The organism is Microcoleus sp. AS-A8, from assembly GCA_039962225.1.
Lineage (GTDB): Bacteria > Cyanobacteriota > Cyanobacteriia > Cyanobacteriales > Coleofasciculaceae > Allocoleopsis.
Window position 1 is genome coordinate 1 of record JAMPKV010000028.1, and the last position, 19,224, is coordinate 19,224.

The 19,224-nt window shown below is 46.4% G+C and carries 20 protein-coding genes and 1 pseudogene; 15 read left to right on the plus strand and 6 right to left on the minus strand.

What is annotated here, in order from left to right; all coding sequences use genetic code 11:
* The first annotated feature begins 186 nt into the window (after positions 1-186).
* Positions 187-363, plus strand: a complete 177-nt coding sequence (locus tag NDI48_27390; GenBank protein ID MEP0834891.1) for a hypothetical protein — start codon at positions 187-189, stop codon at positions 361-363.
* A gap of 124 nt (positions 364-487) precedes the next feature.
* On the plus strand, positions 488-1,540 hold the full coding sequence (locus NDI48_27395; protein ID MEP0834892.1) for a Fe(3+) ABC transporter substrate-binding protein: 1,053 nt from the start codon (positions 488-490) through the stop codon (positions 1,538-1,540).
* Between the two features lie 122 nt (positions 1,541-1,662).
* On the opposite strand, the gene NDI48_27400 is transcribed toward NDI48_27395, so the two are convergent.
* The 3 genes and pseudogenes from NDI48_27400 to NDI48_27410 all read right to left on the minus strand — a co-directional run bounded on the left by NDI48_27400 (position 1,663) and on the right by NDI48_27410 (position 4,641).
* On the minus strand, positions 1,663-2,178 hold the full coding sequence (locus NDI48_27400; protein MEP0834893.1) for a pentapeptide repeat-containing protein: 516 nt from the start codon (positions 2,176-2,178) through the stop codon (positions 1,663-1,665).
* Positions 2,179-3,885 (minus strand): iron ABC transporter permease, encoded by a 1,707-nt coding sequence (locus NDI48_27405; GenBank protein ID MEP0834894.1) that lies wholly within the window; start codon positions 3,883-3,885, stop codon positions 2,179-2,181.
* A gap of 18 nt (positions 3,886-3,903) precedes the next feature.
* Positions 3,904-4,641, minus strand: a pseudogene (locus NDI48_27410) (PepSY domain-containing protein).
* Positions 4,642-5,217: 576 nt separating this feature from the next.
* On the opposite strand from NDI48_27410, the gene NDI48_27415 reads away from it, so the two are divergent.
* Positions 5,218-5,580, plus strand: a complete 363-nt coding sequence (locus tag NDI48_27415) for a hypothetical protein (protein MEP0834895.1) — start codon at positions 5,218-5,220, stop codon at positions 5,578-5,580.
* A 54-nt stretch (positions 5,581-5,634) separates the two neighbouring features.
* Here NDI48_27415 and NDI48_27420 read toward each other — a convergent pair whose 3' ends face one another.
* Complete coding sequence (locus NDI48_27420) at positions 5,635-7,311, minus strand: glycosyltransferase family 4 protein (protein ID MEP0834896.1); 1,677 nt, start codon at positions 7,309-7,311, stop codon at positions 5,635-5,637.
* Entirely contained in the window at positions 7,308-8,522 is a 1,215-nt protein-coding gene (locus NDI48_27425) for a glycosyltransferase family 4 protein (GenBank protein MEP0834897.1), read from the minus strand. Before NDI48_27425 ends, NDI48_27420 begins: the two co-directional genes overlap by 4 nt.
* 120 nt (positions 8,523-8,642) lie before the next feature.
* On the opposite strand from NDI48_27425, the gene NDI48_27430 reads away from it, so the two are divergent.
* The 6 genes from NDI48_27430 (at position 8,643) to NDI48_27455 (ending at position 12,290) form a co-directional block, all read left to right on the plus strand.
* The gene (locus tag NDI48_27430) at positions 8,643-8,786 is read left to right on the plus strand and encodes a hypothetical protein (protein ID MEP0834898.1); all 144 of its coding nucleotides are present in this window, start codon (positions 8,643-8,645) and stop codon (positions 8,784-8,786) included.
* Between the two features lie 67 nt (positions 8,787-8,853).
* Positions 8,854-9,129, plus strand: a complete 276-nt coding sequence (locus tag NDI48_27435) for a Uma2 family endonuclease (protein ID MEP0834899.1) — start codon at positions 8,854-8,856, stop codon at positions 9,127-9,129.
* Positions 9,130-9,160: 31 nt separating this feature from the next.
* Entirely contained in the window at positions 9,161-9,616 is a 456-nt protein-coding gene (locus NDI48_27440; protein MEP0834900.1) for a DUF29 domain-containing protein, read from the plus strand.
* Between the two features lie 208 nt (positions 9,617-9,824).
* Positions 9,825-10,793 (plus strand): hypothetical protein, encoded by a 969-nt coding sequence (locus NDI48_27445; GenBank protein ID MEP0834901.1) that lies wholly within the window; start codon positions 9,825-9,827, stop codon positions 10,791-10,793.
* Positions 10,751-12,118 carry a pentapeptide repeat-containing protein gene (locus tag NDI48_27450; protein ID MEP0834902.1) on the plus strand — a complete coding sequence of 456 codons (1,368 nt, stop codon included), beginning with the start codon at positions 10,751-10,753 and terminating at the stop codon, positions 12,116-12,118. The genes NDI48_27445 and NDI48_27450 overlap by 43 nt, the downstream gene beginning before the upstream one ends.
* A complete protein-coding gene (locus NDI48_27455) occupies positions 12,102-12,290 on the plus strand; it encodes a hypothetical protein (protein MEP0834903.1) in 189 nt (62 codons plus the stop codon). Before NDI48_27450 ends, NDI48_27455 begins: the two co-directional genes overlap by 17 nt.
* Before the next feature lie 164 nt (positions 12,291-12,454).
* On the opposite strand, the gene NDI48_27460 is transcribed toward NDI48_27455, so the two are convergent.
* Positions 12,455-13,021 (minus strand): Uma2 family endonuclease, encoded by a 567-nt coding sequence (locus NDI48_27460; protein ID MEP0834904.1) that lies wholly within the window; start codon positions 13,019-13,021, stop codon positions 12,455-12,457.
* A 196-nt stretch (positions 13,022-13,217) separates the two neighbouring features.
* On the opposite strand from NDI48_27460, the gene NDI48_27465 reads away from it, so the two are divergent.
* The 6 genes from NDI48_27465 (at position 13,218) to NDI48_27490 (ending at position 18,683) form a co-directional block, all read left to right on the plus strand.
* Positions 13,218-13,610, plus strand: a complete 393-nt coding sequence (locus NDI48_27465) for a RidA family protein (protein MEP0834905.1) — start codon at positions 13,218-13,220, stop codon at positions 13,608-13,610.
* 556 nt (positions 13,611-14,166) lie between these two features.
* On the plus strand, positions 14,167-14,754 hold the full coding sequence (locus tag NDI48_27470) for a TetR/AcrR family transcriptional regulator (GenBank protein ID MEP0834906.1): 588 nt from the start codon (positions 14,167-14,169) through the stop codon (positions 14,752-14,754).
* Positions 14,751-15,932, plus strand: coding sequence for an ABC exporter membrane fusion protein (locus NDI48_27475; protein ID MEP0834907.1), 1,182 nt, complete (start codon positions 14,751-14,753; stop codon positions 15,930-15,932). Before NDI48_27470 ends, NDI48_27475 begins: the two co-directional genes overlap by 4 nt.
* Positions 15,933-16,082: 150 nt before the next feature.
* A complete protein-coding gene (gene devC / locus NDI48_27480) occupies positions 16,083-17,246 on the plus strand; it encodes an ABC transporter permease DevC (protein MEP0834908.1) in 1,164 nt (387 codons plus the stop codon).
* Between the two features lie 23 nt (positions 17,247-17,269).
* Positions 17,270-18,016: a DevA family ABC transporter ATP-binding protein gene (locus tag NDI48_27485; GenBank protein ID MEP0834909.1), complete on the plus strand. Its 747-nt coding sequence runs from the start codon at positions 17,270-17,272 to the stop codon at positions 18,014-18,016.
* A gap of 187 nt (positions 18,017-18,203) precedes the next feature.
* Complete coding sequence (locus NDI48_27490; protein MEP0834910.1) at positions 18,204-18,683, plus strand: response regulator; 480 nt, start codon at positions 18,204-18,206, stop codon at positions 18,681-18,683.
* Positions 18,684-19,224: the final 541 nt, after the last annotated feature.

Sequence of the window (19,224 nt, forward strand, 5' to 3'; positions counted from 1 at the left end):
CAGGATTTGAGAAATTCTGTGCAAAAAATCTTGAGCCAATTAAGTACTCAAGTCATTAGTTCTTTGACAGGATGGCAATTTATTTTAGAGGCTTTATCTGTAGCAGGTATTTAGGAAATTGGTATTAAGTAACTCACTCGCGCTCGTTATAACTTTACCTTTGAGCCTCCTTTTTTGGGTCATGGTTTGCAGCGTAGCGCCGCGAACCAGTCTCCTTTTTCCACATCCCGTGAAAAAGTCAGCCTCACTTGGGAGTGGGAATATCGTCGCAGAGAGTGCGATCGCTCTTTTCGAGCTTGGAGTTATTCTTCAGATAATCACGCGCCCAATCGCAACCCCGCGCCAGAAGAATATCTAAGGTAAAACCTAGATACCAGCACTTCTCGGTTATAAGGTAGAAAAATGTTTAGGGCTTAATCAAGAATTAATTGCATTAGTAGTACAATACCTCGAAGGTAGAAGTCAAACAAAAATACTAATAGAGAAGATGAAAATTACTCGACGTGTCTTGATGGCTGCCATCACCGCGCTACTTGTAGTGGCGGTGGGGCATTTGACTCAGCCAGCCCCCGGCGTTGCCCAGGAAAAAGTGATTAACCTTTATTCCGCACGTCATTATGACACTGATAATGCACTATACGAAAGCTTTACCAGAAAGACAAGCATCAAGGTCAACTTAGTTGAGGCTAAAGCTGAAGAATTAATCGAACGGATTAAAAGCGAAGGTGCCAATAGCCCAGCCGATGTGATAGTTACTGTGGACGCTGGTAACCTATGGCGGGCAAAAGAATCTGGAATCTTGCAACCTATTTCTTCGCGGGTGCTGGACACTGCAATTCCAGCAAACCTTAGAGACCCGGACAAGACCTGGTTTGGTCTATCGAGGCGGGCGCGAGTCATTGTATACAACAAAGACAGGGTGAATCCATCCCAACTGTCAACTTACGAAGATTTAGCCAATCCTAAATGGAAAGGTAAAATCCTCGTGCGCTCATCAAGTAACGTCTACAACCAGTCTCTCGTGGGGTGGTTACTCGCAGCACATGGCCCTGAAAAAACTGAGGAATGGGTACGCGGTCTTGTTGGCAACTTCGCCCGTCCCCCAGAAGGCAATGATACGGCTCAAATTAAGGCAGTTGCGGATGGTGTAGGGGACATTGCGATCGCTAACCATTACTACGTCGCCCGCCTTGCGAATTCCAAGAAGCCGGAAGAAAAAGCGATCGCACAAAAAGTTGGTGTGTTCTTCCCCAATCAGAGAGATCGGGGTACCCACGTTAACATCTGTGGCGCGGCTGTTGTGAAGACTTCCAAAAATAAACAGGCAGCACAACAGTTTATTGAGTACCTGGCAAGTCCAGAAGCTCAAGAAATCTTTGCCAAGAATAACTATGAATACCCCATCATTAAGAGTGTTACTCCGGCTGATGTTGTTAAGACATTTGGTCAATTAAAGGGCGATGAAAAAACTCTTGCTGCCGTGTTTGGCAAGAACAATCCGGACGCCCTTAAAATCATGGATCGTGCTGGATGGAAATAAAATAGAGATGCAGCACAAACCCCTCTAATCTTTTAGGTAAAACAGGCGTACCCTTTCAACGGGTGCGCCATTTTATTGGCAGTCATTTACAACTTAATGAAACACAAATAAAGAGCAAACAGTTATTTTTTGATGCTTCCATCAGGCATGATTGCGCCACTGAGGTTCGCACCCTCTAGCTTGGCACCCTCTAGCTTGGCAGTACTTAAGTCTGCTTCTTTCAGGTTGGCATTGTTCAAAACAGAACCCGTTAAGTCTGCTCCCTTTAAGTAAGCACTACTCAGATTGGCACCAGTGAGGTTGGCACTCTTGAGATTAGCTGTCGCTAATCCCGCAGCACTGAGGTTGGCACCACTGAGATTGGCATCATTCAGCTTGGCGCTATCTAGGAAAGCTCCACTGAGATTGGCATTATTCAGCTTTACACCACTCAGATTAGCATCATTGAGCTTTGCCCCACTCAGATCAGCGCCAGTCAAATCAGTACCCGTCAGATCAACGCTATTCAATTCGCAACCGGGGCATTTTTTAGTTTCTTTTAATTGCGCCTTCAATTTTTCCCCTTCGTTTTCCGACGCTTGACAACTGCAAAGGGTGAACAGCAACAGTAATGCAACAAGAATTCTTGATTTCATCATTTAGCTATTAATTCGATTTCTCCCAGACCCAGCAATCCTCAAACTCAAGAGAATGACGGGTATAATCCCCACCGCGACGATCGCTAGTGCTGGCCCTGCTGCCTCCGCTAACCGCTCGTCGGAAGCCAGATTGTATACTCGAACGGCTAGGGTGTCAAAATTAAAAGGTCTAACGATCAGTGTGGCTGGCAGTTCCTTCATCACATCCACAAAGACCATCATTCCTGCCGTCAGCAAACCGCCCCACATAAGGGGGATATGTACTTTAACCAGAGTACTCGTTGAGTTGTATCCGAGCGATCGCGCCGCATCATCTAAACTCGGCTTGATTTTGCCCAGGCTTGCCTCAACGGTGCTGAAGGAAACGGCAAGGAAACGCACTAAATAAGCAAATACCAGCGCGGTAATGGTGCCACTCAAGAGCAAACCCGTTGAGATGCCAAAGCTGCTTCGCATCCAAGCATCGATCGCATTATCGAGCCTACCAATAGGGATGAGGATACCCACGGCAATCACCGAACCGGGCACAGCGTAACCCATTGAAGCAACGCGTGCTGAGAGACGCATCGCCGCATTTGATCGCAGACGTAACCCATAGGCCATTACAATTGCAATCGCGACTCCCAAAGTGGCAGTGAGTGCAGCCAGGATGAAACTATTACGAGCAAAGCCCCAAAAGCGATCATCTAAGGTAATTTCGGCATTTTTAATCGTCATATCCAACAGAATGACGGCTGGAAGCAGAAAACCCAGAGCGAGGGGGACAAAACAAGCCAATCCAGCACCGATAGCCCGTATTCCCCGGAGTTGATAACTCGGCAGTCGGCGGTGTGCGGCGGCACTCTGATAATATCGCGCTCGACGACGCGACCAACGCTCCAGCAAAATCAACCAGAGGATGAATAACAACAGAAAAGCTGCCAGTTGAGTTGCCGCCACTCGCTCACCCAATCCAAACCAAGTCCGATAGATGCCGGTCGTAAAGGTATCAACACCAAAATACTGCACGGTGCCGAAGTCGTTCAGGGTTTCCATCAGAGCGAGTGCTAAACCAGCAACGATGGAAGGTCGTGCCAAAGGTAAGGCAACGGTAGCGAAACTGCGCCAAGGGCCACAACCCAGCGTCCGGCTGGCCTCTAGGGTACACACGGATTGCTCTAAAAAGGCAACTCGCGCCAGCAGATAAACGTAGGGATACAGGACTAATGTCAGCATGACAATTGCTCCCCAAAGCGATCGCACATTGGGAAACCAATAGTCCCCATACCCCCAACCAAACAGATTACGCAGTGCTGTTTGTACAGGTCCCGAAAATTCCAAAAAGTCAGTATAGGTGTAAGCCAGCACATAAGCCGGTGCAGCCAGAGGAAGCAATAGTGCCCATTCAAATAGACGACTACCCAGAAAGCGGCACATCGTTACCAGCCATGCCGTCCCCACCCCAATCACTAAAACACCCCAGCCGACCCCCATCATCAACCAAAACGAGTTGGTGATGTAACGCCACAAGACTGTTTCGGCTAGATGCTTCCAAACCTCGCCAGAGTCCGTGAAGATGTTGCCCAAGACAAATAGGACTGGCGTCGAGATGAGAAAAGCGATCGCGATAACCAGAACCGTCCAGCCACTGAAACGCACACGGGGAAATACTGGCTTGCGGCTGACGCTTCCAGAGGGGGTAGGTGCATATCGAATCGGTTTTTCCATGGAATTGATTTCAGTTGCCTAGAGCGCCGCCGCCTGATTGAGTTGTTCGCGGGTCAGTGGCTCTTGAGACATTTTGTACACTGTACCTCGGTTTGTGGAAAGTACGTTGAGATAATACTTGATCTCACCTGCCTTAGACACCTCATATACTCTTCTTCCCGTGTCATCTTCGAGATCTAACGCCTTCACTTGATACCCTTTAGCTTCTAGCTTCTGTTCGAGATTGCTCGATACATCACGCCACTGCGTTTCTGGTGTTTGCCAACACCCTAGTAAACCATTACAACCCGCTTGAGCTCCCTCAATCTGGGGAAACTCTGCCAAGGGGTCATCTGGCGTGGGACTTGGTGTCGGACTTGGTGTTGGTGTTGGCGTGGGACTTGGTGTTGGTGTTGGCGTTGGCGTGGGACTTGGCGTGGGACTTGGTGTTGGTGCCGGGGTTGGCGTGGGTGTGGGACTTGGTGTGGGACTTGGTGTTGGTGTTGGCGTGGGACTTGGTGTTGGTGTTGGCGTGGGACTTGGTGTTGGTGTTGGCGTGGGACTTGGTGTTGGTGTTGGTGCCGGGGTTGGCGTGTTTTGCGCCACAGTAGGAGACGGCTGAGGTTGCTGAAGTCGTGGAGAGGGTTTAATAATCAGTGATGTGCTCGGCTGTACTCTAGGTGAGGGTATGACAGGTAGGAGCGTGCTCGGTTGCACTACAGGGGAGGGTGTGGGTCGTTGAACCGTTGGGGAGGGTTGGGGAGAAGGCGGAGGAGGCAACTGCGTAACTTTAACGGATTTTTTCTCAGAAGGCGGCTCAGCCTGTTGTTGAGAAGGGATTGGTATACTCAGCAGTAGGGCGTGGAATCCGAGTGAGATTAACCACATCGGTCGAATCAGAATCTGTACAGGAGCAGGCCAGTTTTTGAGAAAATGAGGATGAGCCATGGTGTTAAAAATGTGCAGATGTCCCCCTCAGAGCCATTAGATAGCTCTTAGACTCAGCGGCTTTTTTGAAGACCTACAACCACGAGTTCCGCTAGCTGCAACAGACCATCCGGTCAGCCGGCGTTTTGCTTAGCTACAAGCTAATTTTGGTCACGGCAATTTCACCAGACGTTCCTGCCTGAACCTGGGTAATTAACCTCTATACGTCTATACGGGAATATATCTTGCAAGTCTTTATCAAGAAGCTACCGCATTTATTGAAAATTCGCAAGCTGATTGTATAGGCTACGAAGTAAAGCCAAAGACTCTAGTGACCCGTTTTAAAGTATCAGCTGCCATCTATTTCATCCGTAAGGAGAAAAAATTCTGTTTCGTCTTTGGCGCTCACGCTCTGTACTCATTCCCATGATGGGATGCCTTGTCTTGCTAATTGCGATTAGCTTCAAAGTGGGCGTTCTCGCTCAATCCTCTTCGAGTTCACCTCAACCTCCAACCTTAACTACGGCTCAAACGCCAGATTTGGGACAGCACTTTAAACAATTAGGACTAGAAGGATCGATTTTAATTTACGACTCCAAGCAAAACCGAACCTACGAACACAATCCTCAGCGTAATGCAACGGCGATGAAAGATATTGATCGCTTCTGGTTGCAGGGGCCGCTGAAAATTACGCCCAAGGAGCAGATTGAGTTTTTGCAACGGTTGTATCGAAATGATTTGCCCTTCTCGCAACGAACAATGAATCTGGTGCCAGTTGAAAAAGGTTAAAAAGCTTACGGTACAAACTTTCTTGCCTTCTGCCTTCTGCCTTCTTAAACTAGTTCAGCGCACCTGTCGCAATACATCAAACTTGAGCAGATACACCAAGGTTCGGGATAGATAGACCACAGCCCCCAGTTCCGAGCCAGCGAAGCGCTGTAGAATGTCAGCTACTTTTAGAGAGCCTTCTTTCGCGATCGCTTCTAGTACCTGATCGATGATCGCAGTTGGCGAGCGCTTGTCTGCCCCAAAGTTCGTCATCCAAGTGGTGCGGAGTGCCTGCAATTTTTCCGGTGCTGCCATCGCACCGAGACTGAGAACCATATCCTGACTCAAACTCTGGGTAGGATAGTGAGCTAACAGATGAAAGGGGTCGTTACACAAAGGATGGGGCGGTTTTCCCGGAGCCACAGGCGCTGATACGGTTGCTTTTGTCCGTATCTCAGCTAATTCTTCCCACAGGGCTTCATACGCCCCAATCACGACTGACCAATCATAGATTTCACGCGCACGAACTCGACCATTTTCGCCCAAACGTTGCCGGACTTCTGGCTGAGTCAATAAAACGGTTAACGCCTCGGTACAGGCATCAACGTCCACCGCCGTCATCAGACTGATATGACCGACATAGGTGCTGTAGTTTAGATTGTCATCGTGGTAATTTGCCGCAAAATCCAAACCGCATCCGGGAGGCGGCATCAGGGTAGGAACCCGAAAACCATCCAATTCGTGGCGTACCGTATCCTTATAACCGTCCCAATCTGCTACAACAACCGGTAAACCCGCCGCCATTGCCTCAACTGGAGTTAGCCCAAAGGTTTCCTGGATATTGTCTGCCAGGGAGATAAAGACATCTGCGACAGACCAAATATTTTGGCGAATCTCTGGTTGGCGTCCATCCACAAACAGATGGTTAACGGTAGGGCTAAAAACAGAGGCCGTGTTTTTAAAGGCCACTTCTTGTTGTTCGTCTTCAAACCAACCCGCCTGGATTAGATGCACCTTGGCATTCGTGGCTTGAGCAGCCCGTTCCATCGCCAGATACATGGGGACGGGATGAGCTTTGGCATTGAAGATCAACCGACCGACAAACAAGACCACCAGGTCATCCGGGCCAATTCCCAGTTTTTGGCGCAACTGACTTCGAGTTTCTTGGGCGACCTGACCTTGAGGAAACGCCTCACAATCAACTCCGAGGGGAATCACCGGCAGCCTGAACTGAACGGCAGGCTTAGCACCCAGGCGCACAGCAAGATACTCTGACCAAGTTCCTAGGAGCCGTTCAACCATGGTTTTGACAGCCCTAGAGGTGCAGATGACAGCATCCCAAGGCTGGATAGGGGCGATAAGCAGGTTCCCAATACCCTCCATTGCCCCTTTACTCGCCAGGGTATGGGTGACGCCGCAGAGGCTGTATGCCTGTTGGTTGGCAAACCGCCGTTGCCAAGCCAGTTCGTTAATCAGGGGGTCGGGTCTGTAGAGAGTACCCGCTTCTGCCAGAGCTAAGGGATTACCTGCGGGAAGCCAGCGAATTTGGCGAGAGTTCGATAGCCAAGGGCGAACCTGTTGAGAAAATGCTTCAAATCCTGCCTTGTCCTTGGTCGAACAATACAGAGATTCTGCCTTGCCATGACGCGCTAACGCTTTGAGGAATCCCTCACCTGCGGCTTGACGACCCATTAAGCGCTGACCTTGAGTCTCGAATCCGTCTGGCTGATAAAGAATCGCGGCTGTTTTCATTGTTCAGTAATTTCCTGTATCCACTGCAAGTGTTGTGGTAATAATTGAGCCAAATCGTAACGCTCTAAAATGGTTTCCCTCGCTTGATGGCGAATGGATACCATCTGCGTCGGATTGTCAAGAGCATATTCGATGCGATCGCAAATGGCTTGGGTATCGAAAAAATCGACCAACAGACCATTGACACCGTCCTGAATCATCTCAGTTACGGGCGCTGTATGAGAAGCCACCACCAAACAACCGGTGGATAGTGCTTCTAGCATTGACCAGGACAAAACGAACGGGCGGGTAAGGTAAAGATGGACGGAACTTGCTTGGAGAACTTGCAAGTATTCCGGGTAAGGGAGCAAACCGGTAAAGTGGACTCGGTTGAGGTCGAGGGGCACTTTTTCCAGCATTACATCCTTGTAGGTTTTGCCGTCGGGCAGCGTCCTGCCATAAGCTACGCGGTTTTCTCCGACAATCACAACATGACACTGAGGGCGTCGCTTTTGCAGCAATGCTACAGTCTCAATTAATTGCGGAAAGCCTCGATAGGGTTCCATTCCCCGCGCCACATAGGTCACGATTTCAGGAACTTCTCGCAAGTCTAGATTGATGCGGGGTAGGAATAACTTCGCGCCTGGTTGGGGCTGGAAGAATTGAGTATCCACGCCATCATGGTGAACCTTAATTTTGTTGTGATATTCCGGTGGGAATTGCTGTTGTTGCCAATAGGTGGGAGCCAGTCCGCGATCGCAACTATAGAGATCGATTAATATGGGTGCATTCTTGATGCGAATACGAGCTTCATCGTCAGCCGTCAGGGGTTCACTGGGGTCAAAGTCGGCATCTGAACCGTGAGCATGATAAAACCATTCAAAGTAGCAAAGAAGCTTAGCTTTGGGAAAGATATCTTTTATAAATAAACTTGGCCCCCAACCGGAATGAGCATAAACCACATCTGGGATAAAGCTTTGAGCCTTGAGTTGGTCAGCGAGACGATAAACGGCTTGACCCTGAAGCACCGCATTTTCCAAAGTTCGCACATAGTGATGAGTTTGGGGGTGAGCTTCGCGCGAGGGGGTATAGATAGCTTTATAGACTCCGGGGAGCGTTCCTTCCTTGCGAGTCGTGCCGAAGACAACTTTATGTTTGGAGTCTTGAGCTAAGGCGACAGCGAGGTGCCGAAACTGGGCTGGAAAGTTGGAGTGTAAAAATAAAATACGCATAGAGCCAGCATTGTCTCAATGGAGTAGAAGAACCTTTAACGTCGGGACGGGGGTTGGGAGTTGGCTTGTGCAGCTATAGGAGTTATCAGCTTGGGGTTGGCGATTTATGCAAGTATTTTAATGAAGAAATGGCGATCTGCTGAAAGTTGCCGCACTGGGTTACGCCTCGCCTTGTTAACGCGAGCGCTTTTGGGTTGTGGCAATAGTCTTTGCAACGAAGTTCCCCAAGGCTCTGTTGAAGTTGGGTTAAAGTATACCAAATAGCACAACCTATTTAGGGGCCGTTCTTCTAAGTTTCAGAAGCAACTGCTCATGACTATCAGGACATCAAATGACTGTTAGCAAAAACCAATTCTATATCTTAAGAGAAGATTATTTAGAGGGAGAGCAAGTCAGCCCGATCAAGCATGAGTATAGACGTGGACAAGTTTATGCAAGGGTTGGGGCAAAGAAGCCTCATATTATTATTATTGCGAGTAACTTAATAAAGCTATTATGTAATCACCTCAATAATAGCCCTTGCCTTGTTCTCAGTTCGGATATTAAAGCCAGGATTGGGGAAGCGGATTGCTATCGAGCAGATTATTTGGCTTTGGGCAATTCATGACGATGAATAAAATTAATGAGAGTCCATGAAAATGTATACATCTCACCTTTATGAAACAGATTTTTATGGCTGGACTCAAGAGCAGGTGACGCTGCTCAAAGCTCAGCAGTGGGATCGATTAGACACGATCAATCTGATTGAGGAAATTGAATCTTTGGGCAGAAAAGAGCGACAAGAACTGAGAAATCGACTAGGAGTGTTGTTAGGACACCTCCTGAAGTGGCAATTTCAATCTGACAAACGCAGCAATAGTTGGTTGGGTACAATTCGAGAACAACGGGTTCAGATCAGGTTGCTTTTGCAGGATAGCCCTAGTTTGAAGTCTTATCTAGATGAGGTTTTTCTTGCTGCTTACGAGCTAGGCTTAGCTTTGGCAATTCGAGAGACTCAGTTGGACGAACAGGTTTTTCCAGAAGAATGCCCCTACACTTCAGAACAAGTGATGAATCCTGAGTTCCTACCAGAGCCGAATCAGATGGATGGTTAAGGGGAGCGATCGCTCTTTGGTTGTGCCAACGGCATCTGAAACTAAGTTTCGCAATGCTCTGTTGAAGTTGGCTTACAGTCTACCGTAGTAGGAAGGTAGAGGGAGTTATTAATCTGAGTTCTATGTTAAAGAAACTAACTCTACTGATGCTTGTACCTAATAGTCAGTAAGCACCAGCTCATATCACTTTAATCTCTATAGAGGATTTATGACAGGAGATAACTTCAACCCGTTAGCGAAGGTAATCACGACAATCGCTAGTGCGGCAGCTACTCCCATAAAAAATAAGCTTGAGCGTAATGAGACAGTAATTAAATTATTAGAGAAAGTTGGTCTTGACCCAGAGCATCCACCTGCTGACTTTTCTGGTGTCTATGCTTATACTCTCGTAAAGTACGGGGTGGGAAAACCACGGCAAATTCTGGAATTGTTTCGACAGGAAGATATTAAACGGGCTTTCCGTGAAGCATTTGAACAGAATGACTTTCTAATCCTCATCAAAAAAGGTCAAGAATTTATTGATGGCTATGCTTTGGGTGATGAAATAAAAGAACTAAGCGTTGACCTGCTTCCCGAATTTGCCGCTTTTGCTATGGTCTTCATTGACGTTGCCAACAGCACACGTACACCATCTGAAGTTTTGCGGGATCGGAAGCTCGACACCCTGATGCGAAGTGTATCTGATATACAAGAACAGATATCCAGACTCAAGGCACCCAGTGAAATTTTACTTGAATTAGCTATACAGTCCCGGAGTTATCAAGAACTTCAGCCAGCAGGTGAGTCAAAGAATGAAAAAATTGGGACGTTCATTCTAACGCAGCAAATGAGGGGTTGGTTTGAGACTCTGGGCTACAAATTTGATAGCTATAACGTAGAAGGAGATAACTATTTCGAGTGGATTATTAATATTCCAGCACGACGAGGATACGACCGCATTCTTGTGCGGGGTGTTGAGGGTGAGGGGAAGCTAGGTGATGTTGTAGCTTTACAGCGGACTGTCAATGAGCAAAAAACTATAGAAGGTTGGCTAGTCGCATCTCGCCGGATTAGTCCTGCTGCTCGTGATGAGGTGAAAAAGGAAGAAAACCAAGATATCTTCTGCTATACGTTCTCTATGCTGTACGGACGAAAATGGAGCGAGACATTAAGGCAGAACGTACTTTTACCTCGTTAGCCGATAAACTCTATTTCCTGTGTGAATTGTCATGGGAAATGCTGTCTACTAACCAAATGAGCCTCAACTATCGGCTTTTCCCGGATCGACTCCGTCGCTTGTTCAGCCATGCTGTGCAGGAGCAAAAATATCTAGATCATTGGCACTTTGACATGATGGGTCAGACCATGCTCATCCGTAATGCTGACGGTGATTACACACCAGCGCACCGCTCACTATTGGAGTTTTTCGTAGCCTACAAATTTGCTGCTGAACTAGGAATATTAGCTCCTGATTTTATAGAGTTAGATAAAGCGCAATCTCATCTAAATGAAGCCCTATCATCTAATTACACTTGGTCATCCTACTTCTATCGCCAATGTGATGGTAAAGGGGATATTGAGCCTATTCCTTCTCTTGGAGAGTTTATTCCCGAAACAGTAAGTTTGCTTGCCGAAACTGTTGGGAAAGAACCGCTAACTACAGCTAACAGGATTGAAATAGAGCGAGCTGGTGCTATTCTAAATTTGCTCATAAATATGATCTCTCCGGATCAAAATAAAGTCAACACAAGGCTACTGTCTCTCATCAGAGGAACCAAGGGTAAATCTTCAGAGGAAGTGGGTATACTTGGCGGGAATATTGCAACTATTCTAGTTCGATATGATAGGCAAGCTTTGAGAGGGCAGAATATTGCAGGTACTAATTTGATTTGGGCTGACTTATCGAATGCTGATCTCACAGAATGCAACTTAGAATATGCCGATCTAAACAGAGCTAAATTGGATATAAACTCTAAGCTAGTAAATGCGTCCTTACGAGGAGTTAATTTAAAGAATGTAAATGTAACTAGATCGGGTTGGATTAAGAGTATGACTTTGAGTAGTAATAGTAAAGTAGTTTTTTATTATTCACATCTACTTGATGATTTAAACGAGCCTGAATTACATTCTGTCCTTCAAGATAATGAGGTAGTACTTAGCCTTATAGAAGACAAACAATCCAAGTGGATACAAAAAATTAAATCTATATTTTTGCTTAATTACGATGTAGGTGAAGAAGTGATTCGCCTTCTAACAATTGAGGGAAAAGATTTGACTATTGAAATAAAAACGGGTCGTTATTTGCCTAATGATGACACAAGCTTGTTACGGAATTGGTATGGTGCAGATTTAGCAGATGCAATAGGGCTTGATGAACGAAATGTTTACCTTTTAAGAGTTCTGGGTGCTCAAAATCTACCCAATACTTCTTATGATCCATATAAGGATAGTAGGGTAAATCACGCCATACGAGATGAGGCTGACCAAAGCGAGTCAGAATCAGAAGATGACTTACATCCCTGAAAATGTACTGATTTTCTGGAGCGATCGCACCCTCCTCCTCGAAGTCCACTCTCCCAAACCGAAGCAGTACGAGAAGCGATCACCCCTCAAAATTACCGCCTCACACCTTTCAAGGAAAGTGAACGCCTCCCTCCGTGAAAAGCTGCCAGACTTAGAAAGGATGAATTTCTGAGGTTCCCTGTGAAGCTAGAGAACATACTTTTACCCGTAGGAATCCTGGCAGTGGTGGCGATCGCTCATAAACCGCAAGCATCAGGGCGCTGAAGTAGGGAGCGATTGCCAAGGGGCACCAGCAAAACTGATCTGCGCTTCGCTCTTCTCGCAACGCTCTCGCACTCAAGCCAAAAGCCTTTCAACAGATACCTGAATATCTGGAAATGCTAAAGGCGCGTGAAGCGAAGCTATCCCGAAGGGAATCACTCCTTCACGGATAACCTGTTGTTTAGCGTACTGACCATTCTGAGGCTCTCGCAAGACAATCATTCGCCTAGCAGATAAATCCAATATCCAATACTCTTGAATTTCAGCAGATGCGTAGATAGAAGTTTTGAGGTCTAAGTCTTTTTTCAGGCTAGTCTTAGCCACCTCTACGACCCAACAGATATCATCACGTCCAGGATGGCGATCGTTGTATGCAGACTCTGGCAGTCGAACAATGGCAATATCCGGTTCGGGTTCGGAGTCAGGTAGTGTAATCGGTCCATTGAAACGAACATCGGCTTTGCCTGCTAGCAACTCCTCCAGGTATTTTGCACCTCGCTTTGCCGTATTGTAATGAATCGGGGTTTCTGGACTCATTTCAACAATTTCGCCTGCTAGCAACTCCACGCGGCGATCGTGCAAAATTCCCGCTTCGATCATGCGGTGATAGTCATCCACAGACCATTTGGCTAGCGTCTTCATCGCTCCAATCGCTCATTCTTCTCACAGGATTGACTCGATTCTATAGTCCTTTCTGGGGTTGTGGGAAGAAAACTTACTCCCCTCTCCTGGTAGGAGAGGGGTTGGGGGAGAGGTCAGACTGTATTGCACTAATAGGAGAATCGCTATATTGTTTTTTGGGACAATTTGCTGAATCGACCTCCCTGGACTCAAGACTATGACCCGAAACGTGATTCGTACCGACAACGCACCTGCACCCGTTGGCCCTTATAATCAAGCGATCGCCGCCAGTGGTCAATTGGTTTTTGTCGCCGGTCAAATTCCCCTCGACCCCAAAACGGGTGAGATTGTCGGGGGTAATGATGTCGTCCAGCAAACCGAACAAGTGATGGCAAATCTAGAAGCGATCCTGACGGCAGCAGGTGCGACAACTCAAGAAATCGTGAAAACATCCGTCTTTCTGGCAGATATGAATGATTTTGCCGCCATGAACCAAGTTTATGCCCGATACTTCCAGGAAGAATCCGCCCCAGCTCGTGCCTGTGTCCAGGTTTCCCGTCTGCCTAAGGATGTGTTGGTCGAAATTGAATGTATTGCAGTTATCGCCTAATACCCGTTTGGATTGTGCCTAGGGTTGGCTTCTGACTCAGACATGAAGGAAGAATTCGCCATTTGGTTGAAAAAGGCAGAAGAGGAAAGGCAGAAGGCAGAAGTTTCCGTTCAGATGGGGATTGGGACTCTCCTCACTCTTATCTCCGGCTGAACGGGAGCCAGTGAAATTTGTTCACTCATGAGCTTGATACCCTTACTTCCTAAGGTCGTGGGCCCATAGCGAAGGCATTCCTTCTGTCTTCTGCGTTCTGCCTTCTGCGTTCTGCCTTCTGCCTTCTGCCTTCTGCGTTCTGCCTTCTGTCTTCTGTCTTCTGCCTTCTGCCTTCTGCGTTCTGCCTTCTGTCTTCTGCGTTCTGCCTTCTGCGTTCTGTCTTCTGCGTTCTGCCTTCTGCCTTCTACCTTTTTTGGTCAAAGCCCCTTCTCCAGCCTAAATAGGTTGTGCTATAAATATATCAACCGTTCGATATAAGGAAAACGCCCAAGACGAACAATCTTAGGGCATAGGTGTGGTGACTTATAATATATCGGACGTTCGATATAAAGTAATCCTGACCATGCCAAAGATTGTTGACCACGATCAATACCGCAAAGAACTTCTGCTCAAGTGCTTCGATTTATTTGCACAGAAGGGTTATGCCTCGATTACCATGCGGGAGATTGCCAAGGGACTGGGGGTTTCGACAGGAACGCTATATCACTATTTTCCGAGTAAAAAAGAGCTGTTTTGGCAATTGGTAGAGGAACAAACCCGACAAGACAATCAAGCGATCGCCACTGTACTCGAAAATGCCGAAACACTAGAAGAGCGAATTGCAGCCTTATTTGCCTTCCATGCCCAACATGAAGACTACTTTTACAAACAAATCTTAGTCGGAGTTAATTTTTACCAACAGCAAGACAGAGAAGAGGTAATTAACAACGAGACACTCAAACAAATGTTTGAGGAAAGTAGACAGGTGATGACTGAACTTTTGGGCATCCAAGACCGCGCCCTGATCAACTTTAGTATCAGTCTGCTGATGGGTTTACTCTTAGTTCGACTATTCGAGGGAGAAGTCGTACCCATCGAAGAGCAAGCCGAACTGTTGGGGAAAATGCTAACGCTGTACCTAAAACCACAACAGAAACAGGAGCAAACATGAGTTCGCAATTATTATCAAAACCATCCAAGCGGTGGCTAATTGGACTGATCATAGCGGCTACTGCCGTTACAGGTGCGACGGTTTTTTATGGCGCATCCCGGTTTGGTATGATTGGCGATCGCAAACCCTCCCAACCCATAGAAACGACTCCAATTGTCAAAAAAGTGAGTGCGTTGGGACGACTCGAACCGATGGGTGAAGTGATTCGCCTCTCAGCGCCGGTGAGTTTGGATGGCGATCGCGTTGCTCAAGTTTTGATTAAGCAGGGCGATCAGGTGCAGCAGGGACAAGTAATTGCGATTCTCGATTCGCGCGATCGCTTACAATCCGCCTTAGAGCAAGCCAAACAACAAGTGAGAGTTGCCCAGTCCCGCTTAGCCCAAGTAAAAGCAGGAGCTAAAACCGGAGAAATTACCGCTCAAAAAGCAGAAATTACCCGATTACAGGCCGAATTAGAGGGAGAACTTTCCACTCAAACAGCGGCGATCGCACGCTACCAAGCCGAACTCAACAATGCTCGTGCAGAGTACAACCGCTTTCAAATACTGTACCGGGAAGGTGCTGAATCGGCCTCAAAGCTCGATAGCAAGCGCCTCACTCTGGAAACTGCCCAAGCTCAATTTAACCAAGCGACAGCCACCCAAAAGCGGACAGCAGAGACATTGCAAGAGCAACTCAAGCAAGCCAAAGCTACCCTCAATCAGATTACTGAAGTTCGTCCTGTGGATGTGCAGGCAGCTCAAACAGAAGTCGATCAAGCCGTTACCGAAGTCAAACGCGCTCAAACAGAATTAAATTTAGCCTATATCCGTGCCCCAATTGTCGGACAGATTTTAAAGATTCACACTCGTCCTGGAGAAAAAATTAGTGAATCGGGAATTGCCTATTTGGGGCAAACCTCCCAGATGGCAGTGGTTGCCGAAGTTTATCAAACCGATATTGGCAAAGTTAAGTTGGGACAAAAAGCCCTAGTTACCAGCCAAGCCTTTTTGGGTGAACTCCAAGGAACCGTCAGCGAAATTGGATTACAGGTGAGTCGGCAAAATGTTTTTAGCAATCAACCAGGAGAAAACCTTGATCAGCGAGTGATAGAGGTAAAAATCCATCTAAATCCTGAAGATAGTCAGCGAGTTGCAGGGTTGACCAACTTACAAGTAAAAGTTGCGATTCAAGAGTAAATATACGATGTCCTAATTTATAACGAATGTTTGATATAGAAATACTCAATGAGATGTGAAATTCTCTCTTTTTCCTCTCCTCTTCTCTGTGTACTCTGGGCCTCTGTGGTTCGTTATTCTTCCATCAAAATGATATGAGGTAGGTTTACCATGCTGCCCAAACTATTTCGTAAAACACCCCTAGCTTGGTTTCAAGTCAGTCGAGAAAGAACACGCCTCGCCGTAGCACTGGCAGGAATTGCCTTTGCAGATATGCTCATGTTTATTCAACTCGGTTTTTTAGATGCACTACTAGACGGGGCAACAAAATCACACCAGAATCTTCAGGCAGATTTAGTATTAATTAATCCCCAATTTCAAACTCTGTTTTACATCAAAAACTTTCCCAGAGAGCGACTCTATCAAACCTTAAGTGATGACAGAGTTGAATCAATTCGTGGGTTGTACATTAACATTGCCCAGTGGCGAAATTCCCAAACTCGCCTCAGTCGCGGCATCTTAGTATGGGGCATTGATCCCGCCAATCCGGCTTTTAATTTACCAGAAGTGAATCAAAACTTGGAGCGACTTAAACTCTTAAATCAAGCTCTATTTGACCGCGCTTCTCGACCCGAATATGGCCCTATTGCAGACCTTTTGAAACAAGAAAAAACTCTGGAAGCTCAGGTGAATGGCCAGAATCTTCAGATTGTTGACTTGTTTACTCTAGGTGCTTCGTTTGGTGCAGATGGAAATATTATAACCAGTGATTCAACATTCCTGAAACTATTTCCTGATAACCAACCCAATCAAATTGCCGTTGGTTTGATTAATTTAAAACCGGGCGCGGATGTTGATCAAGTGCGATCGCGCCTCGTTACGACTTTACCTAATGATATTAAAATCCTCACCCCTCAAGAATTTGCCCAAATTGAAATCGATTACTGGCAAAGTGGTGGCATTGGCTTTATTTTCGGCTTGGGCGTAGTTGTAGGATTCATTGTCGGTGTAGTTATTGTCTATCAAATTCTCTATTCTGATGTGTCCGATCACCTCCCTGAATACGCTACGTTGAAAGCCATGGGGTATAGCGATCGCTATTTACTCGGTGTTTTGATGCAAGAGGCATTGCTCCTCGCTGTGTTGGGTTATATTCCAGGTTTCCTCCTGGCGCTTGGTCTATTTCAGATTGCCTATGCGGCTACCCTTTTACCCATTGGGATGAAGCTACCACGAGCCATATTAGTGCTGATACTCACGATTGTTATGTGTGTTATTTCTGGCGTAATTTCTATGCGGAAACTACAATCGGCTGACCCTGCTGATGTGTTTTAGTAGTATGTCTCAAACATAAGTCTATGGAAGCTATTGATTCTCCCTTATTTAACTCACGACTGAGTACCGAACCTGTTATTACCGTCCACCAAGTCAACCATTACTTTGGGAAAGGCGCACTACGAAAACAGGCTTTATTTGATATTAATCTAAAAATTTATTCCGGAGAAATTGTCATTATGACTGGGCCGTCCGGGTCTGGGAAAACAACTTTGTTGACCTTGCTGGGTGGCTTACGTTCTGCTCAAGAAGGCAGCCTGAAGATTCTTGGACAGGAGATGAGTGGAGCAAGTAAGCAACAGTTAACGCTAGTCCGAAGACAGATTGGCTATATTTTTCAAGCCCATAATTTGATGAGCTTTTTGACGGCTAAACAAAATGTGCGGATGTCGTTAGAACTCCACGACGAAATGCTAAAACAGGACATGAATGCTAAAGCAACAGCGATTTTAGAACAGGTTGGCTTGGGAAATCACACGAATTATTATCCTGAAAACTTATCAGGAGGACAGAAGCAACGGGTAGCGATTGCTCGTGCTTTAGTCAGTCATCCCAAGATTGTTTTAGCCGATGAACCCACTGCGGCACTCGACAAGAAATCAGGTCGAGATGTCGTTGAAATTATGCAGCGTTTAGCCAAAGAACAGGGTTGCACTATTCTGCTTGTCACTCATGATAATCGTATTCTCGATATTGCCGACCGACTTGTTTATATGGAAGATGGTCGTTTGGCAGAGGATGACACAACGAAAGTTCTTCAATCAAGCTAAACTGCTTTTTATGCAAATCCGGCTTTAAGTTAGCCGTCTCCCTGCTATGTCTAAGGGCATAAGACTGAAGTCAGAGAAGCCTGATTAAATGAAAGAACGAGCGATATGCCCTCTAGAGAGACGGTTGCCGCCATTTCTCTAGAAGGACTTTCTCCCTAATTGACCCTCCAACTAAGGAGATAAAACTATGGTTTCAACAGTTTGTGATAACTGGCATCTTGAGCAAGATAGATTTAAAATTCTCGCAAACTTGCAAGTATTGGTGGTAGATGACAATGACGACAGCCTCGAATTAGTCCGAATGATTCTTGAAGAATATGGGACACAGGTGGTAACAGCCGCATCCGCCAGAGAAGCGTTTAACGTGATGACGCAAAGCGCCGGCTACGCGAACGCACCCTTCAAACCAGATGTCCTCATTAGTGATATAGCCATGCCTTTTGAGGATGGATATTGGCTGATTCACCAAATCAGAACCCTCTCCCCTAACCAGGGAGGACTAATACCAGCTATTGCTTTGACGGCTTGCGCTGCACAAGAAGAACGTATTCGTTCGCTCGAAGCAGGATTTCAGGTACATTTGCCGAAGCCGATTGAGCCTGATGATTTAGTTGCAGTTGTGGCTCATTTCGCTGAACAAAAGTTTGGCATGAAAAGATTTAATTAAATCTTTGGCACTGTTCAAGTCAATCCAATCAATAGGTTTTGAGCCTGTCAGTCATTGGGCATACTCCTTCTAGTAGGGGATATATTCTCAAAATACTCTTAAGGTGAGTAGTGGAGCTTGCTGTCCTGTCGGTAGGCCCTACCCCTGCTCGTTAAGAGTGGGGGTAACTTGATCAAAATAACTATAAAAAGATATAAAAAGAAGCCCCTACTAATTCATCAGTAGAGGCTTAACGCTTGATGTCCTGTCAGTAGCAATGTGCTGGGTAACTTAACACTTGCCATGTCGTTAGTCTACTACTGAAGTCAGAACTCCTCCTCTATCTAAAGATATGGCTCGAAAGAATGAGCTGACCCTTGGCTAGGACTTTGGAAGAAGTATTCTTGTTTACAGGTCACTTTTCTTTCTAAGCTAAAATGTACTCCACCAGGAGACTTTATAACGGTTTCGGCAATCCATTCGGTCAGTTTTTTCAGAACTGAGGCATGGGGAAAAAACAGAAAACGGATTACCCATTACCCATTACCAGAAATTACGTAGT

Coding starts and splice junctions, on each gene's coding strand:
- NDI48_27415 (MEP0834895.1), top strand. CDS start 5,218: ATGATGGGATGCCTTGTCTTGCTAATTGCGATTAGCTTCAAAGTGGGC.
- NDI48_27475 (MEP0834907.1), top strand. CDS start 14,751: ATGAGTTCGCAATTATTATCAAAACCATCCAAGCGGTGGCTAATTGGA.
- NDI48_27395 (MEP0834892.1), top strand. CDS start 488: ATGAAAATTACTCGACGTGTCTTGATGGCTGCCATCACCGCGCTACTT.
- NDI48_27455 (MEP0834903.1), top strand. CDS start 12,102: ATGACTTACATCCCTGAAAATGTACTGATTTTCTGGAGCGATCGCACC.
- NDI48_27445 (MEP0834901.1), top strand. CDS start 9,825: ATGACAGGAGATAACTTCAACCCGTTAGCGAAGGTAATCACGACAATC.
- NDI48_27440 (MEP0834900.1), top strand. CDS start 9,161: ATGTATACATCTCACCTTTATGAAACAGATTTTTATGGCTGGACTCAA.
- NDI48_27485 (MEP0834909.1), top strand. CDS start 17,270: ATGGAAGCTATTGATTCTCCCTTATTTAACTCACGACTGAGTACCGAA.
- NDI48_27450 (MEP0834902.1), top strand. CDS start 10,751: ATGGAGCGAGACATTAAGGCAGAACGTACTTTTACCTCGTTAGCCGAT.
- NDI48_27425 (MEP0834897.1), bottom strand. CDS start 8,522: ATGCGTATTTTATTTTTACACTCCAACTTTCCAGCCCAGTTTCGGCAC.
- NDI48_27400 (MEP0834893.1), bottom strand. CDS start 2,178: ATGATGAAATCAAGAATTCTTGTTGCATTACTGTTGCTGTTCACCCTT.
- NDI48_27405 (MEP0834894.1), bottom strand. CDS start 3,885: ATGGAAAAACCGATTCGATATGCACCTACCCCCTCTGGAAGCGTCAGC.
- NDI48_27470 (MEP0834906.1), top strand. CDS start 14,167: ATGCCAAAGATTGTTGACCACGATCAATACCGCAAAGAACTTCTGCTC.
- NDI48_27460 (MEP0834904.1), bottom strand. CDS start 13,021: ATGAAGACGCTAGCCAAATGGTCTGTGGATGACTATCACCGCATGATC.
- NDI48_27465 (MEP0834905.1), top strand. CDS start 13,218: ATGACCCGAAACGTGATTCGTACCGACAACGCACCTGCACCCGTTGGC.
- devC (MEP0834908.1), top strand. CDS start 16,083: ATGCTGCCCAAACTATTTCGTAAAACACCCCTAGCTTGGTTTCAAGTC.
- NDI48_27420 (MEP0834896.1), bottom strand. CDS start 7,311: ATGAAAACAGCCGCGATTCTTTATCAGCCAGACGGATTCGAGACTCAA.
- NDI48_27430 (MEP0834898.1), top strand. CDS start 8,643: ATGAAGAAATGGCGATCTGCTGAAAGTTGCCGCACTGGGTTACGCCTC.
- NDI48_27435 (MEP0834899.1), top strand. CDS start 8,854: ATGACTGTTAGCAAAAACCAATTCTATATCTTAAGAGAAGATTATTTA.
- NDI48_27490 (MEP0834910.1), top strand. CDS start 18,204: ATGGTTTCAACAGTTTGTGATAACTGGCATCTTGAGCAAGATAGATTT.